This window comes from Virgibacillus oceani, assembly GCF_041521345.1.
GTDB lineage: Bacteria > Bacillota > Bacilli > Bacillales > Amphibacillaceae > Virgibacillus_N > Virgibacillus_N oceani_A.
This window is the reverse complement of record NZ_JBGOHB010000013.1, coordinates 41,030-57,627: the sequence shown is the minus strand read 5'-3', so window position 1 is coordinate 57,627 and position 16,598 is coordinate 41,030. Positions and strand designations below refer to the sequence as shown.

Genomic DNA, 16,598 nt, shown 5'->3' with positions numbered 1-16,598 from the left:
CGCTAGTCTTCTCCTTCTAACCAGTTGTAATAAAAAGAAGTATCTCTTTTCGCTGCATACTGCTGTGTACTTTTTTGTGCTGAGTGAAATTTTTTACTCTCATTCCGGGCATCATTCACTGATTGAATTCCTTTTTTCTTCCAGTCGCGTAAAATTCGGTCAATGTATTTAAAATTCAATTTCCCCATAAGAACAGATTCCCTCAATCCTGCTTTTATCAATGAAGGAGCTAATTTATCCTCATCAAGCCAGGCATTGATCGTTTCAATTTCAAATGGTGATAACGGTCTTCCGAATTCCTGTTCAAATAAAATAAAAATGGTACCTTCCACGTTTTCCTTTGCTGGCTTGTCTGTATATAATTTTTTAAGCAGCGGGGCCATGCTATAGGCTTCACTGATTTTACGTTCTTCGTTTTCCCTCTGCTCTATCGTAAGTATATTCTTTTGAATCAGTTTACGGAGTATATTTGCACACTCCGTTTCATCGACTGTTAAAGATTCGGCTAATTCATATGGTGTAGGGAAATCATTTTTTTCCTGCATAAAACGCTGGATTTGCAAAATGACCATGACATCTTTCTCATTCAGTCCTAAGGAAGTATAAGATGTGAGAAGTCTGGCGGGAACAGAAATCTGATTTAAAAGCATATCCTGCAGCGGAAGTTCAATTGACATAGATAAAACCACCTCCCGGCTATTATATCATGAAATTAACATATTGGATGGTAAATGACCCGCAAAATAAAAGGGCCGGATTCTTAAATAACGAATAAACAATCATCGCTAATTAAGAATCAGACCTCAATTTGTTTAACAAAATTGCTCTATTTCCTGAAATCTTTTTACATTTATTATGGGTATAAACGATTTAATAAACGTGGGAAAGGAATCGTCTCTCTTACATGATCTGCTCCCGACAGCCAGGCAACTGTTCTTTCAAGTCCTAAGCCGAATCCTGAATGCGGAACACTTCCGTATTTTCTAAGTTCCAAGTACCAATGGTAGGCTTCTCCCGACAAACCATGCTGTTTATATTTTTCTTCCATTAATTCCAAATCATCTATTCGCTCCGAACCGCCAATAATTTCACCGTAGCCCTCAGGTGCAATCAGGTCTGCGCATAATACAACATCAGAACGGCCAGGTGCTGGTTTCATGTAAAAAGCTTTAATTTCGGCAGGGTAATTTGTAATAAAAACGGGCATATCAAAGTTTTCAGCAATCGCCGTTTCGTGTGGTGCGCCAAAGTCCTCACCCCACTCTATATCCGTAAAGCCTTTTTCTTTTAATAGCTTAATGGCATCATCATATGAAATTCTCGGGAATGGTGCTTTGATTTTTTCCAGTTTTGACGTATCTCTTTCCAGTACATTTAATTCCAGTTTACAGTTTTTGAGTACATTTTCCACTACAAAGCTTACGTATTGTTCCTGAATCTCCAGGCTCTCATCATGTTCCACAAAAGCCATTTCAGGTTCGATCATCCAAAACTCAATTAAATGTCTTCTTGTTTTCGACTTTTCAGCACGGAATGTCGGCCCAAAGGAAAACACCTTTCCAAAAGCCATGGCAGCCGCCTCAAGGTAGAGTTGTCCACTTTGTGATAAAAAAGCTTCTTCATCAAAGTATTGTGTATGAAACAACTCTGTTGTTCCTTCTGCAGACGATCCAGTCAAAATAGGCGGATCAATTTTAACATAGCCATTGTCATTAAAAAATTGGTAGGTTGCCCGTATAATTTCATTTCGTACTTTCATAATCGCATGCTGCCTTTTTGAACGCAGCCAGAGGTGTCGATGATCCATTAAAAATTCAGTGCCATGTTCTTTTGGTGTTATCGGATAATCAACCGCTTCATGAATAACTTCGATGTCGCTTACCTGCATTTCATACCCGAATGGGGATCTCGTATCTTCTACAATTTTCCCCGTTATATACATGGAAGTTTCCTGATTCATATTTTTGGCAAGCTGAAATGTTTCTGCGCTCACATCATTTTTTGCTACAACTCCCTGCATAAACCCGGTACCATCCCGCAATTGCAGAAAGGCTATTTTTCCGCTGGATCTTTTATTATTAAGCCATGCGCCAATCGTTACAGTTTGATCTTTATAATTCTGTGACTGTGAAATTGTTGGTTTCAAAGTTTGTCCTCCTATTATGCTTGATGATTAATCACGAACCGTTTGATTCGCTTTGCCGCTTTTTTTAAATCTTCTGTTGAAGTGGCATATGATAAACGGACATTATCAGAGGAACCGAAGCCGGACCCTGGAACAAGGGCAACTTTTTCTTCCTCGAGAAGTGCACTTACCCATTCATCCACATTGGAAAAACCACTCTTCTCTGCTGCCTTTTTCACGTTAGGGAAAAGATAGAACGCTCCTTTAGGTTTTATGCAGCTTACATGAGGTATGTCAAGGAGTAACTCATATAATAACTCCAATCTTTCGGCAAATGCGCTTTTCATTGTACTTAGATTATCTTCTTTCTCTTCATATGCTGCCAAAGCGGCGAATTGTGCAATTGAGGTTGGATTGGATGTCGAATGGGAAGCAAGATTTGTCATTGCTTTAATAATCTTGCTTGAACCGGCTGCATAGCCTATTCTCCAGCCTGTCATGGAATGGGATTTGGAAACACCGTTTATGACGACAGTCTGTTCTTTTAACTCACCGGAAATCTGTGCAATCGATGTATGGTCTTCACCCGAGTATATTAATTTTTCATAAATCTCATCAGAGACGATTAAAACATTATGCTTTAAACAAATCTGTCCAAGTTTCTCCAGCTCCTTCTCTTTGTACATCGTCCCGGTTGGATTACTTGGGGAATTAATAATAACTGCTTTTGTTTTATCAGTTATTGCTTTTTCAAGCTCTTCAGGTGTTAATTTAAATTCATTCTTTTCGAGCGCATCCACATATACAGGCACTCCACCGGCCAGTTTTATCTGCTCTGGATAGCTTACCCAGTATGGTGCCGGGACAATCACTTCATCACCTTCATTTAACAATACTTGAAATAAAGTATATAAAGCATGCTTTGCTCCTGCAGTAACAATAATTTGATCGGTCTTATAGTTAAGATGATTATCAGCTTCAAATTTATGGCAAATAGCTTCTTTTAATGCAGGAATACCACCCGAAGGTGTATATTTTGTCATCCCGCTGTCCATCGCTTTTTTGGCAGCGTCCAGAATATATTCCGGTGTATTAAAATCAGGTTCACCGGCGCCTAGTCCAATAACGTCATGACCTTCTGCTTTCAGTGCTTTAGCCTTTGCGGTTATAGCCAGTGTTGATGAAGGTGTTAATGTCTTTACCCTGTTTGCTAAATCCATGAAATAAACCCCTTTCTAATTAAACATTTGCGTAAATCGGTATCGTTCATAACGTGATCCATCATAAATGGATAAATAATCTAAAATATACCGCGCTGATTCATCGATATACGTTACTTCCCATAATTCATTTTCATCTTTAATTGCAGGTACCGCTTTTATTAATTTGCATTCGCCGCAATCATCTTGCAAGTGGTTTAAAATAGTCTGCTCGGATACAATTTCGGATTCATCGAGCACTGTTAATTGTTTTTCCTGCCCTTCCAGTGGATAAAAAATGATCTTTTGCTCACTGGCATCATTTTCGCCAAATACGACATGATAAGATTCATCACCATTGAACTGCTCTATTTTTTCAACGGCAACAAGTGAGGTGGCATTCAAAATTTGTGTCTCGGTTTCAGCAAAACCCTCTGTTTTGCTTTCCATAATATCCTGATACAGAAAGATACTGTACACTGCAGCTGAAATAAGCAAAAGCAATAAAATGATCGAACCCCATATAAAGAACCTTTTAATGTTAGACGTTTGATTATGCATGATTGATCCATCCCACTTTTGAAGTCATTGCAAACATGTGCCGATGCCAGACTTATTTTTATGCAATAAAATGCTGCGAGCTAATTATCAAATTTTGTTAGTCATAGACTCACGCCTATTTACAGATAATAAAATTACGTCGATAAAAAGAGCTAAATGATAATTACAGTATAACAGAACAGGGATAAATTACTACCTGATTTTAGTTTCCATCGACAAAATTCTTCCAACCTATACCACATTTTTCACTGCTGATACCCATATGGATATCAGCAGTTTTTTTATATGGCTGTTTTCTAAAAGAATGTTGCTTTTTATCTTCACAGTTGAAGGAAACTGCGGCGTAACTTTAAATGTTGTTTGAGTACCGATTAACGCTCCGGAAATACACTACGCTTTCCGCGGGTGGCTGGTGAGCCTCCTTGCCCCGACAAGGGGTATGCCGACGTTGCCCGCAAAGGGCGGTTTTAGTCGCCCTTCATTTGTCGCACTGCGGGGTCTCACCGAGGCCATTCCTCCCGCAGGAGTCTCCGTGTATTTCCTCCGCTGGAATTGGTTTACTACCTATTACTAGTGCAATTGACCGAAGCAATTGTGCTCTCACTAGTCCGGGTGAGCGTAGGGCGGTGACTCCTCGAAAATATAATGCAATTTTCTTTGTGCGATGTAATGCTGACGCAGCCTTCCTTGTCCTGCGGGAACAGCACGAGTCCGAAGACCCCGCAGAACGGTCGAGTGGATGGAAGGCTAAAGTCGCGACGTCCTGTCGCAACGCCTTCATGACTAACATCCTGTTAGCCCGAGGCTGAGGCCATGCCCGCGGAAAGCATCCGCCCGAGGCGATCCCGGACGGTAGGTGTTGCTTAGACTTAGGAAATAAAGAATAGTTACGTCACAGTTTATAGATTTTGTAACCAAAGCAACTATCACTTCGATGGAATTGAGCATTTAGCCGTGGTTTCAATCTGTTCAATACCTATACATAATTCTAAGATCCATAATTTTTTTAAAACCAGTCTTTTGCTTTTTGCATCAGTTCTTTTGTCGAAGTATTTGTTAAAGGTACATCAGGTATGGAATCAATAAAAAATTTACCATAGCGTGCATTGACTATTCGTGTATCACAAATGAAAACGATGCCTCGGTCACTCTTTGATCTAATTAGTCTGCCAAATCCCTGTTTAAAGCGAATGACAGCATGGGGCAGTGCCAATTCCATAAATGCATTTTTGCCACCGGATTTTAAATAGGCTGATTTCGCCTCGTACTTTGGGTGATCCGGAGGCTGGAAAGGAAGTCTGACAATCATTAGCGCAGATAAATCCTCTCCGGGAATATCCACCCCTTCCCAAAAAGAACTAGTACCCAATAATATGGCATTATCAAAGGTTTGAAAATTTTTCTTTAACCTTGTCCTGCTACTGCTTGAAATTCCTTGTGCCATCAATGCAAACTGTTGCGACTCCATGCTCTCCTTTAGTAAATAATACGTTTTTCGCAGCATGTCATACGATGTAAATAATACGAGCATTCTTCCATTTGTTACATCAGCTAAAGATAGAATAGCTTCACTTACAGCGAAAACGAAATCCTCCTGTTTACCGTATCTGATATCCGGAAAATCATTCGGTACGAAGAGCTGAACTTGATGCTGATAAGAAAAAGGGGAATCAATTTTTCTTGTCGATAATCTTTCGGATTCAATACCAAGTTCATTTTGAATAAATGAAAAGGATTTTTTCATTGTAAGCGTAGCACTAGTTAAAATAACACTTTCTTTTTTATTGAAAAAATCATTTGATAATAAGTCGGACATGTCAATAGGTTCACTGTAAAGATATACTGCATTTTTTGCGCCATATGCTTCAATTTCAATCCATTTCACCTGCTCATTTGAATCTCCTGTTAAAAACAGTTGTTCTAACCGATCAATGAAAGACTGTATGTTTTGGGTACTTTCCCTCACTTCATCCTTATCCATTTTATCGAAAATTTCTTGTTTGGCAAAGGATTTTTCTAACATGGAAAGAATATGGATTAAATCACGTAAATAAAAAATGAGTCTTGTTACCATTTCTACAATCAGTTCCCATTTACGAGATGTTTCTTTTCCGTTCTCGAAACGATATTGAATCCGTCCAATATCACTTAAAGATTTATTGCGGTTGTTTTGCTCAACAACATATTGAAAAATTTGCCGGAACAAATCATCAATTTCAATTTTTGCATTTGTTAATATTTCATCCCATTTACTTACTGGAAGATGATCGGTTCTTCCATTATTTTGCCGCAGTACTTTAGCAAATAATTTAGATTCTTCATCGTGCTGGCCAAGCTGATTTAACGTGAACAGCATATTTGCATAATCTACTTTTAAACCGTAATGATTGGCTGCAATCTCCTGAAAATGGTGGGCTTCATCAATGATTATTTTTTCGTATGCAGGGAGTATGTCGTAATCATTGAACATGTCTGTACAGATTAACGCATGATTGGTAACAATGATATCGGCTTTCTGTGCCATTTTTTTCGCTTTTTGGTAGTAAGATTTGCTAAACCATGGTGAGTAAGTATCGGTATACCCTTCTTTATCAGTCGATACCCGCTGGTAAAATAAATACCCGCTGGAGGGTAAGTGTATTTCATCAATATCCCCAGTGTCTGTTTCTGTTAACCAAACAAGAATCATCGCTTTAGTAAGTGCAATATCATAATTATCCTGTTCTGTTTCCACAAGTTCTTTTTCAAACTTTTCCAGGCTGATATAATGAGTTTTCCCTTTTAATAAGGCGATGGAAAAGGGTATATCCAGCAGCTGTCTTATTAAAGGAATTTCTTCTTCCAAGAGCTGTGACTGCAACTGTGTTGTAAATGTACTTATCACGAGCCGCTTCTTTGAATTTAATGTTTCGTATATGGCAGGCAATAAATAGGCAAGTGATTTACCTGTACCGGTTTCTGCTTCTATAAGTGCATGTTTATGCATTTGAAAAGCATCATAAATCACCTCGGACATTTCACGCTGCCCTTCTCTTTTTTCATAACCTGATAAGGTTTTTTTCAGAGATCCATTTTCCTCATAAATATTATCCAAGTATTCCCCGAAAGAAGTTTCTACGTGCACATCTTCTTTCTCCGATTCCTCAATTTGTTTAAATGCGAGACCGCGGTAAGTTTCTATATCCGGCGGGTTGATAGTGGAAAATGCTAATTTTTGCTGCTGTTCATGTAATAATGCATAAAGGTCGGATTTGAACTTTTTTTCCAGTTTTAACAAATGATCTACTGTTTCATATGGCATGGCTGCGAGCTTATTTTTTAATTTTATAAACAGTTTTGCTGTAACTTGTGCATCTGAAGCGGCACGATGAGGATCATCATGGTAAATATCCAGATATTCAGTCAGCTGACTCAATTTAAAGCTGGGAGCTTTCGGATATAATATTCTGGAAAGCTCGACTGTATCGATGACCGGTGTTTTTAATCCTTCCATACCGATGTTTTTTAGTTCCCCATTTAAAAAGCCTAAATCAAAGGGTACATTATGCGCAACAAGATAGCTGTCTTTAAAAAAAGCTGTTATCTCTTCGGCTTTATCAGAAAAGGCAGGTGCTGAATGAACATCTTCATTATCTATACCAGTTAAATTTGTAATGAATGCAGGTATTTGTTTTCCAGGGTTTAGAAAGGTGGAATATTCTTCCACTATTTCATTGTTTTCAATAACTGCGATTCCAACCTCAATGATCTTGTCGCCTTTTGCTGTTGATTGCCCCGTTGTTTCCAGGTCAATCACTGTGTATTTTTCCATATGCTCACCTCAGTTCACCCATTCATTACATTGGTTAAAAGCGATAAAAAACCCTTATCCATTAATCCGATAAGAGTTTTAGGCTATGTAAATTCCTATAGTTCCGTTAATGGCGGTTCTTCTTCCATGAGTTTTTCAATTTCATTTTTTTCATTCATTATAGCAACTTTTGGTTTATATGAACTCATTTCTTCATCTGAAATAACTGCATAAGAAATGATAATGACTGTATCTCCCTTTTGGACGAGTCTTGCTGCTGCTCCATTCAAACAAACAACACCTGAAGCTCTTTCCCCGGGAATAACATAGGTTTCCATACGGGCACCATTATTGTTATTTACAATCTGCACTTTCTCATTTGGCAGAATGTCCACTTTTTCCAACAGTTCCTGGTCTATTGTTATACTTCCTACATAATTTAAATTTGCTTCTGTTACGGTTGCCCGATGAAGCTTTGCTTTCATCATGGTACGAAACATTATAATTACTCCTCTGGTTTAAATACGTTGATTAAACTGCCATTTCGGTCAAACAGAAGATTATCGATTAACCTTGCCTTATCGAAATGTACTGCCGCTGCTAATATAACCTGTTGATCAATTTCTTTTACGGGCTTTAAATCCGGGTAACTTAATAACTCTACATAATCAATTTTGCCTTGCGTATTGTTTTTAATTGTATCTATAACCTCTTTTTCAATCATAGCAGGATTTTTTTCTCCGTCAATAACGAATTGCTGTCCTAATTTTAAAGCTTTACATATCCAGGCTGCTTCTTCTCTTTCTTTCCCGCTCAAATGGACATTTCTGGAGCTTTTTGCGAGGCCATCCTCCTCCCTTACCGTTGGAAGACCAATTAATTGAACCGGAAAATTTAAGTTTCGAATTAGCACATCTACCACTGCTGACTGTTGAGCATCTTTCATTCCAAAATAAGCCTTATCCGGATTTGTCATATGAAACAACTTTGTAAGTACAGTAATAACACCATCGAAGTGGCCTGGTCTTGATTTACCGCACAACACATCCGTTCTATCTGTAATACCCATGGAAATTTGCATTTTTTCCGGATACATTTCTTTTATATCAGGGAAAAATAAGATGTCCACTCCTGCTTCTATAGCCAGTTTTTCATCTTGTTCTTCGTCACGGGGGTATTGTTTAAAGTCCTCATTCTCTCCGAATTGCAGCGGATTGACAAATATACTGGCAACGACGATATCATTTTCTTGTCTAGCTACCTTTATTAAACTCAGATGTCCTTCATGAAGGAACCCCATCGTTGGAACAAATCCGATTTGTTTGTTTTGTCTGATTAGTGCTTTGGTTTTTTTGCTGAGTAATTTTATGGATCGTATGATTTCCACATTTATCCCCTACTTGGTAAGTTTGATTTGTCTTTCATATGAAATGAATGCTCATCTGCCGGGAATGCCTGTTTTTTGACATCTGAAACATAGGACTTAATTGCCTCATTTCCCTGCTGATTAAAATCTCCGTAAGGCTTTACAAATTTAGGCAGCCGGTCAACACCATATTTAACAATATCATGGTAAACTAGCACCTGACCATCACAATGTACCCCGGCTCCGATTCCAATCGTAGGTATGGCAATTTCATTTGTAATTCGTTCGGCCAATTCTTTCGGCACACATTCCAATACAAGCGCAATGGCTCCATGATCAGTTACCCGCTTTGCGTCATCGAGTAGTTTTTGAGCATCTTTTTTATCTTTGCCCTGCACTTTGTAACCACCCAGCACATTTACGGTTTGTGGTGTTAAACCGAGATGAGCTAGTACTGGTATTCCTGCTTCAGTTAAACGTTTGATTAATTGCAGATTTTCATCTGAAGCACCTTCAATTTTTACTGCTTGTGTATCCGTTTTCTGCATAATTTGCCGTGCATGCTTTAATGATTCTTCCATGGATATATGGTAAGACATAAAAGGCATATCCACCACAACGAATGTATCCGTTGCTCCGCGTTTTACGGCTTTTGCATGATGAATCATATCACTGACAGTAACCTGTATCGTTGATGAATAGCCGAGTACCGTCATACCCAAAGAATCGCCTACTAAAATCATATCTATTCCCGATTCTTCGGCAGATTTTGCTGCAGGATAGTCATAAGCAGTAATCATTGTAATTTTTTCTTTTTCCTCTTTCATTTTGCTCAAATCGTTTCGATTTAACATATTAGATTCCCCCTTTTTATTTAAACCAATCGACTTCTGCAGAATATAATGTATTTAATTCTCCACTTTCTTCCTCTATTATTAATGCTCCATCATCCGAAATACCTGTAAATAAAGCATCCCAGCTTTTATTCATTGTTTTAATTCGAATTTTTTTACCTATTTTGAAGCCATAGCTTTCCCATTTCCTTTTTATCTCTGAAAATCCATTTTCAAGATAGGTGTCATAAGCCTTTTCAAAAGCAGGCATAAAGTCTTGAAAAAGCTCTTTCATTGACCAGCTTTTCCCTGTTTCCACTTTTAAAGAGGTGGCTTGTTTCTGAATAGTTCCGGCTAGTTCCTTTTCGTCCTGATTTACATTTAAACCTATACCAATTACGATGTATTGGATTTGATCCTGTTCTGCCTGCATCTCGGTTAATATACCGGCACATTTCTTTTCATTTAACAAAATGTCATTTGGCCATTTAATCATTGGTTTCGTGTCCGTATAGCTGCTTAAAACATCTGCTAATACAGTAGCAGTCAGCAATGTCAGCTGTGGTGCCTGCTGTGGCTGTATTTCAGGTCTTAAAATCAGACTGAGCCAAAGCCCTTGATCTTTGGCAGCGTGCCAATGGCGATTCATTCGTCCTTTTCCTTCTTTTTGTTCATCGGCTATAACTACTGTTCCATGAGCAGCATTGTTTCGGGCGGCCACATGTGCAATTGTCTGTGTGGAACTCACCATTTCTTTATGTATGATAGTTCTGCCGGCCCATTCTGTTTCAAGTCCCCATTGCAAAGTATTTTCGCTAATTTTCTCCGGAAAACCTGTAATCCGGTATCCTTTATTGGATTGTGCCTCTATTTGATAGCCGTCCTTTTTCAATTCGTTCATATGCTTCCATATAGCACTTCTGGAAATATTTAATTCATCGGATAATACCTGTCCGGAAATAAAACTTTTCTTTTCCTTCGCCAGCAGGCTGATTAATTTATTTCGGGTGGATTCCATGTTATCCATTCCTTTATCTCATTATTATAATTATTTAATTTGCCGGTGACAACTGCTTCTTCCACTTTGTATAACGTTTTCTGCATCCAAGGCCCTTTTTTTAATTCCGGAAACATATGGTATAAATCATGCCCGTTAAAAGCAAGCTCATTTTTTGATTGAATCGGCAGCTTTTTCGCAATTTCCTTCAGTTCATCCAATGTCAGTTCGGAACTGATATTTAAGCAATTCACCAATCTGATAAAACCTTCAAAATAATTGTTGGAAAGTTTATATACCAGCCAGGAATTGAGTCCGAGGCGTGTATAGTCCTTTATGGCATTATTTAGCTGCTCTGCTTCATTTTTAATTTTATTGGAGCACTTCCATTTTTTTACCCACTCTGTTATTGATACGCTATCTTCTACATTATACATTAGCGCAATCACCTCCCCGAATGAGTGTAAGGGTAGCATAGGCTTTGGCAGCTTATGAATAAGAGGCGGATTGTCTTTTATGATTGGCAGTTCATTATAAACCCTTGTCTCCTTTAAATATTGCAGTCCCTGATTGATGTACGGACCTGAGAAAAATTTTGAAAGTTCCTTCTGTATTCGTTCCATTGCTAGGTTTTGAATCGAATGTTTTACTTTTTTCATATCCTGTAAAGTATCACTATGAATTTCAAATCCGAGGCGCGCAGAAAATCGTAATGCCCTTATAATCCGTAGCGGGTCTTCATCAAAGCGATCTGCCGCCTCGCCCACTGTCCGTATGATTTTATTGCGGAGATCTTCCTGACCACCAAATATGTCGATTATTTCTCCGTTCTTATCCATGGCAAGCGCGTTGATCGTAAAGTCTCTCCGTTTGAGATCCTCGTCAATCTGATCAATAAACTTTACAGAGTCCGGGTGGCGGTGATCCGTATATTCCCCATCAATTCGGAATGTGGTTACTTCATACGATTCATGTTGATGACGAACAATGACTGTGCCATGCTCAATTCCAACTGGGATAACTTTAGTAAAAATCTGTTTTATATCTTCAGGTGAAGCTGATGTAGCAATATCTATATCGCCTATTTCTCGCTCCAGTAAATAGTCACGTACACAGCCACCAACAAAATACGCTTTATAGCTGTGTTTTTCTATCTTATCTATTATTGGTTTAGCTTTCTTAAATGATTTTGGAAGCATTGGATCACCTAATTTGCTTAAGCTTTAAATAGTTTATTATATAGATTTTCATATTCCTGAACAATTTTATCTGAATTAAAGTGCGATCTGGCGTGTTGGACTGCGTTCTGTGAAAATTGATGAAGAAGCTTTACATCTGTCAAAAGATTTAGTGCATAACTGCTTGCTTCTTTCACATCATTTAAATTTACAATATAGCCGGTTTCCCCGTGTTCAATTACTTCGGGTATGCCACCTACATTCGTACCAATACAAGGCACTTCACATGCCATCGCCTCTAATAATACCAATCCAAAGCTTTCTTTCTCTGACATTAACAGTTTTAAATCACTAATCGACAATAAGTCACTGATGTTTTTCTGTTTTCCTAAAAACAGAACAGCTTCGGTTAATCCTAACTCCTGTACAAGCTGCACCATTAAGCTGTACTCCGGCCCATCGCCAACTAACAAGAGTTTGCTATGAATTTGGTCATGTATTTTTTGAAAAGTATAGATCACATCTTGAACCTGTTTTACTTTGCGAAAATTGGATATATGAATAATCACTTTTTCATCAGCTAGGATTCCATATTGTGCTTTAAGACTCGATAAATCTTTTTTATAATACGTTTCTTTGTTTATGAAATTATGAATAACGGAGATTTCCTTGTTTACATCAAGCATATTGACTGTTTGTTCTACTAAATCATGAGATACCGCTGTTACAGCATCCGATTTTTCAATACCATGCTTAATCATTTTTTTGAATGTGTGATCAATACCAAGTACCGTAATGTCCGTGCCATGAAGGGTAGTTACAATTTTCACATCATGATTGGCGATGTCTTTTGCTAAAATGGCGCAAATCGCATGCGGCATCGCATAATGTACATGGAGTATATCTAATTTCTTCTGGTCGATGACTTCAGACATTTTTGTCGCCAGTGCTAAATCATATGGCGGGTATTGAAATACGGGATAGTGGTTTACTTCCACCTCATGATAATAAATGTTTGGATAAACCCGATTTAACCGAAAAGGTAAACCGGAAGTAATAAAATGAATCTCGTGACCTTTCTCGGCTAAAAGCATTCCCAGTTCTGTTGCAACCACGCCAGAACCGCCTACTGTCGGGTAACAAGTAATACCAATTCTCATTTATGGTTATCCTTTTGCTTTTTCACTGTTTTTCTCCAGTCGAATGCCCCGTGAGCCATTCCTTGAATAAAAATTTCTGCCGCTGCTAAATTGGTTGCTAAAGGAATGGCATGTACATCACATATCCGCATTAAGGCACTAACATCAGGTTCATGAGGCTGGGCTGTCAGCGGATCTCTCATAAAAATAACCATATCCATTTCATTATTTGCAATCATCGCGCCAATTTGCTGATCCCCGCCCAGTGGGCCTGATTGAAATCGGTGAACGGGCAGCCCTGTTTCCGCTGTAATCATTTTTCCTGTCGTCCCAGTGGCAAATAACTGATGCTTCTTTAAAATATGTGTATAAGCGATACTAAAATTAATAATTACCTGTTTCTTGTTATCATGAGCAATAAGTGCAATATTCATCTGATCATCCCTACAATAGATTTTCCAGTCCGTAAACTAATCTTTCAAGTTCCATTACCTGTTTCACACTGACTTTTATGCCTTCCATAAATGAGTCCCTGTTAATAGAATCATGTTTGATCGTTAAAGTTTGTCCTTTTCCGCCAAAAATGACCTCTTGATGAGCAACCAGCCCAGGCATGCGGACACTATGTATTCGCATGCCATCCATTTCTGCACCTCTGGCTCCAGGCAGGGTTTCCTGTTCATCTTCGTGTCCCTGTTTTTTGGACTCCCTTGTTTCTTTCATAAGCTCAGCTGTTTTCACTGCAGTCCCGGATGGCGCATCGAGTTTTTGGTCATGGTGTTTTTCGATGATATCCACATCAGGGAAGTAAGCTGCAGCCATTTTGGAAAACTTCATCATTAATACAGCACCAATGGCAAAATTCGGGGCAATAATGGCACCTAGTTGTTTCTCTTCACATATTGATGTTAAATCTTTAATCTGATCTTCTGTAAAACCGGTAGTGCCCACTACTGGGCGGATATTATGCAGTATAGCTGCTTTTGTATTTCGATACCCTGTTTCAGGGACGGTCAGATCAATAAATACATCTGCCTCTGTTTCTTGAAAACATTCTTCTGGATCTTCAAAAATGGGAATGGAAAGATTCGGGAAACCTTCTATATCCTTCAGCTGCATACCATCATTTTTTCTGTCAATGCAGGCTAGAAGATTAAAGTGATCCTCATTTTCCAAAATCATTTCAATTGCTTGGGATCCCATTCTGCCGCGTGGTCCCGCTAAAATTACATTAATTTTCATTTCTATTCCTCCATACAGGTTTTACGCTTTCCTTGTCCATCTGTTCTTATCTCTTGATTCAAACTTTTTCATAGTGAGGTTGAAAGCCTCTGACATATCAATATCCAGAGAATTGGCGATACAGGAAAGGACGAAAAGTATATCTCCCAGTTCTTCTTCAATAGTCTTTTCTTCTTCTGTTGGCTTCTTTGGTTTTTCACCGTAATAGTGATTCACTTCCCTCGCTAATTCGCCGGTTTCCTCCGATAATCTTGCCATTAAACTTAAAGGAGAAAAATACCCTTCTTTAAATTGGGAAATATATTGATCTACACGCTGTTGTATTTCTTTTGTTGAATAGTTTGGATTACTAATTGGAAGCTCCCCCTTTTCTAAATCCCTTTCTTCTTCATGGTAGCGAACCGGTGCAATTTTGACAAATTATTTAGCCCAACCATTGTTAATGAGGGATAAATTATCTATAATTTAAGAATGCTATGTGGTAATGATTAGGGAGGTTAATAGACAAATGCTATTCGGTTTGAAGTTAAAAAATATCGCTTTTATTTTGTTTGGTTCAGCTATCTTTTCGTTCGGCCTTGTTCATTTTAATATGCAGCATAATCTCGGTGAAGGCGGCTTTACAGGTATTACACTCCTTCTGTTTTTTCTGTGGGAGTGGGATCCTGCCATTACAAATATACTTTTAAATATTCCTTTGTTTTTTATCGGGTGGCATTTCCTTGGACGAAATACATTCCTTTATACAATTATAGGAACATTTGCAGTTTCTTTATTTTTGTCCGTTTTTCAAACCTACCAGTTCAATGTAGCACTTCAGGAAGATATGACGCTTGTAGCACTGTACGCAGGCGTATTCATAGGCGTGGGGCTTGGCATTATTTTTCGCTTTGGCGGCACTACCGGCGGTGTAGATATTATCGCCAGACTGGTGAATAAATATGCCGGATGGAGTATGGGACGCACCATGTTTATATTTGACTTTGTAGTAATAGCTATATCCGTATTTGTTATTTTGGAACTTGATCAGGGAATGTATACCCTGGTTGCCGTTTACATTGGTGCAAGAGTAATTGATTTTATACAAGAAGGAGCTTACTCTGCCAAGGGAGCTACGATAATTTCAGATAATTATGGGGAGATATCCAATAAGATATTAAAAGAGATGGATCGAGGTGTAACGATTCTTGATGGGAAGGGAAGTTTTTCAGGTGAAAAGCGTAATGTACTCTATTGCGTTGTGGCGAGGAATGAAATCGTAAGGCTGAAGAATATAATTAATGAAATTGATCCCAATGCTTTTGTCGCTGTTGGTACGGTACATGATGTCGTTGGTGAAGGATTTACATTGGATGAAAATAAAAACCCGATAGAAAGATAATAAGTTATATATTAGAAAACTTCCCCGCTTTTGTCAGACGGGGAAGTTTACATTTAGTCTCTGCTTGCTGCATATATTAAAATAAATCGTACCAATTCCATTACAGCAACCAATGCTGCTGCTACATATGTCATCGCAGCGGCGTTCAATACTTTTTTTGTTTCTCTTTCTTCATTGTTTCGGATTACACCTGCTGACACAAGCTGTCCCATGGCTCGATTTGATGCATCAAATTCGACTGGCAATGTTACCAATTGGAACAGTACTGCTGCCGACATGAAGATAATACCAAGCAGGAGCATATTTGTCATTTGAAAGAAGATACCGGCTAGAATGAAAACGAAGGAAATGTTTGATCCGAAGCTGGCAACTGGTACCAAAGCACTTCTGAATTTTAAAAAGGCATATTCCTGTTCATCTTGAATAGCGTGTCCCACCTCATGAGCTGCAACTGCAGATGATGCCATGGAACGTCCATGAAAAATCCCTTTGGAAAGTCTGATAACTTTTTTTCTTGGGTCATAGTGATCAGATAGTTCACCTTTCGTTGCTTCAATATTTACGTCATATAGACCATTATCATCCAAAATCTTTCTTGCCACCTGGGCACCGGTCATTTGAGATGATGTAGGCTTCTTAGAATATTTTTTGTAGGTTGATTTTACTTTTGATTGTGCCCACAACGGAATAATAAGTAAAAGGGCAATGTAAATCAAATAACCGCCTAATCCTCCAAACACACTGCATTCCTCCATAAAATTAATTTATTCTTATGGTCAATTTTAGT

General features: G+C 38.4%; 16 protein-coding genes. 1 reads left to right on the top strand and 15 read right to left on the bottom strand.

All coding sequences use genetic code 11. The features are described 5' to 3' along the window. Nucleotides 1-2 precede the first annotated feature (2 nt). From ACDX78_RS11255 to ACDX78_RS11190, 14 genes are all read right to left on the bottom strand, one after another. Complete coding sequence (locus tag ACDX78_RS11255) at nt 3-677, bottom strand: DnaD domain-containing protein (RefSeq protein WP_486027905.1); 675 nt, start codon at nt 675-677, stop codon at nt 3-5. 176 nt (nt 678-853) lie between these two features. Then, entirely contained in the window at nt 854-2,146 is a 1,293-nt protein-coding gene (gene asnS / locus ACDX78_RS11250) for an asparagine--tRNA ligase (protein ID WP_486027904.1), read from the bottom strand. A 14-nt stretch (nt 2,147-2,160) separates the two neighbouring features. Continuing rightward, the gene (locus ACDX78_RS11245; protein ID WP_486027902.1) at nt 2,161-3,345 is read right to left on the bottom strand and encodes a pyridoxal phosphate-dependent aminotransferase; all 1,185 of its coding nucleotides are present in this window, start codon (nt 3,343-3,345) and stop codon (nt 2,161-2,163) included. 15 nt (nt 3,346-3,360) lie between these two features. Further along, nucleotides 3,361-3,885 carry a cell wall elongation regulator TseB-like domain-containing protein gene (locus ACDX78_RS11240; protein ID WP_486027900.1) on the bottom strand — a complete coding sequence of 175 codons (525 nt, stop codon included), beginning with the start codon at nt 3,883-3,885 and terminating at the stop codon, nt 3,361-3,363. Between the two features lie 1,006 nt (nt 3,886-4,891). Continuing rightward, the gene (gene dinG / locus ACDX78_RS11235; RefSeq protein ID WP_486027898.1) at nt 4,892-7,696 is read right to left on the bottom strand and encodes an ATP-dependent DNA helicase DinG; all 2,805 of its coding nucleotides are present in this window, start codon (nt 7,694-7,696) and stop codon (nt 4,892-4,894) included. Between the two features lie 95 nt (nt 7,697-7,791). Then, nucleotides 7,792-8,175 carry an aspartate 1-decarboxylase gene (gene panD, locus ACDX78_RS11230; protein WP_486027897.1) on the bottom strand — a complete coding sequence of 128 codons (384 nt, stop codon included), beginning with the start codon at nt 8,173-8,175 and terminating at the stop codon, nt 7,792-7,794. A gap of 5 nt (nt 8,176-8,180) precedes the next feature. Further along, nucleotides 8,181-9,062 (bottom strand): pantoate--beta-alanine ligase, encoded by an 882-nt coding sequence (panC, locus tag ACDX78_RS11225; RefSeq protein WP_486027895.1) that lies wholly within the window; start codon nt 9,060-9,062, stop codon nt 8,181-8,183. A 2-nt stretch (nt 9,063-9,064) separates the two neighbouring features. Further along, entirely contained in the window at nt 9,065-9,895 is an 831-nt protein-coding gene (gene panB / locus ACDX78_RS11220) for a 3-methyl-2-oxobutanoate hydroxymethyltransferase (protein WP_486027894.1), read from the bottom strand. Nucleotides 9,896-9,911: 16 nt separating this feature from the next. Further along, nucleotides 9,912-10,901: a biotin--[acetyl-CoA-carboxylase] ligase gene (locus ACDX78_RS11215; protein WP_486027892.1), complete on the bottom strand. Its 990-nt coding sequence runs from the start codon at nt 10,899-10,901 to the stop codon at nt 9,912-9,914. Next, nucleotides 10,868-12,070, bottom strand: coding sequence for a CCA tRNA nucleotidyltransferase (locus ACDX78_RS11210; protein ID WP_486027890.1), 1,203 nt, complete (start codon nt 12,068-12,070; stop codon nt 10,868-10,870). The genes ACDX78_RS11215 and ACDX78_RS11210 overlap by 34 nt, the downstream gene beginning before the upstream one ends. 17 nt (nt 12,071-12,087) lie before the next feature. Further along, nucleotides 12,088-13,209, bottom strand: a complete 1,122-nt coding sequence (gene bshA, locus ACDX78_RS11205; RefSeq protein ID WP_486027888.1) for an N-acetyl-alpha-D-glucosaminyl L-malate synthase BshA — start codon at nt 13,207-13,209, stop codon at nt 12,088-12,090. Beyond that, a complete protein-coding gene (locus ACDX78_RS11200; RefSeq protein WP_486027886.1) occupies nt 13,206-13,622 on the bottom strand; it encodes a methylglyoxal synthase in 417 nt (138 codons plus the stop codon). The genes bshA and ACDX78_RS11200 overlap by 4 nt, the downstream gene beginning before the upstream one ends. A gap of 10 nt (nt 13,623-13,632) precedes the next feature. Next, complete coding sequence (dapB, locus tag ACDX78_RS11195; RefSeq protein WP_486027885.1) at nt 13,633-14,430, bottom strand: 4-hydroxy-tetrahydrodipicolinate reductase; 798 nt, start codon at nt 14,428-14,430, stop codon at nt 13,633-13,635. Nucleotides 14,431-14,451: 21 nt separating this feature from the next. Next, nucleotides 14,452-14,841 carry a nucleotide pyrophosphohydrolase gene (locus ACDX78_RS11190; protein WP_486028030.1) on the bottom strand — a complete coding sequence of 130 codons (390 nt, stop codon included), beginning with the start codon at nt 14,839-14,841 and terminating at the stop codon, nt 14,452-14,454. Nucleotides 14,842-14,938: 97 nt separating this feature from the next. On the opposite strand from ACDX78_RS11190, the gene ACDX78_RS11185 reads away from it, so the two are divergent. Further along, the gene (locus tag ACDX78_RS11185) at nt 14,939-15,811 is read left to right on the top strand and encodes a YitT family protein (RefSeq protein ID WP_486027883.1); all 873 of its coding nucleotides are present in this window, start codon (nt 14,939-14,941) and stop codon (nt 15,809-15,811) included. Nucleotides 15,812-15,864: 53 nt separating this feature from the next. Here ACDX78_RS11185 and ACDX78_RS11180 read toward each other — a convergent pair whose 3' ends face one another. Beyond that, on the bottom strand, nt 15,865-16,551 hold the full coding sequence (locus ACDX78_RS11180) for a zinc metallopeptidase (protein WP_486027882.1): 687 nt from the start codon (nt 16,549-16,551) through the stop codon (nt 15,865-15,867). Nucleotides 16,552-16,598: the final 47 nt, after the last annotated feature.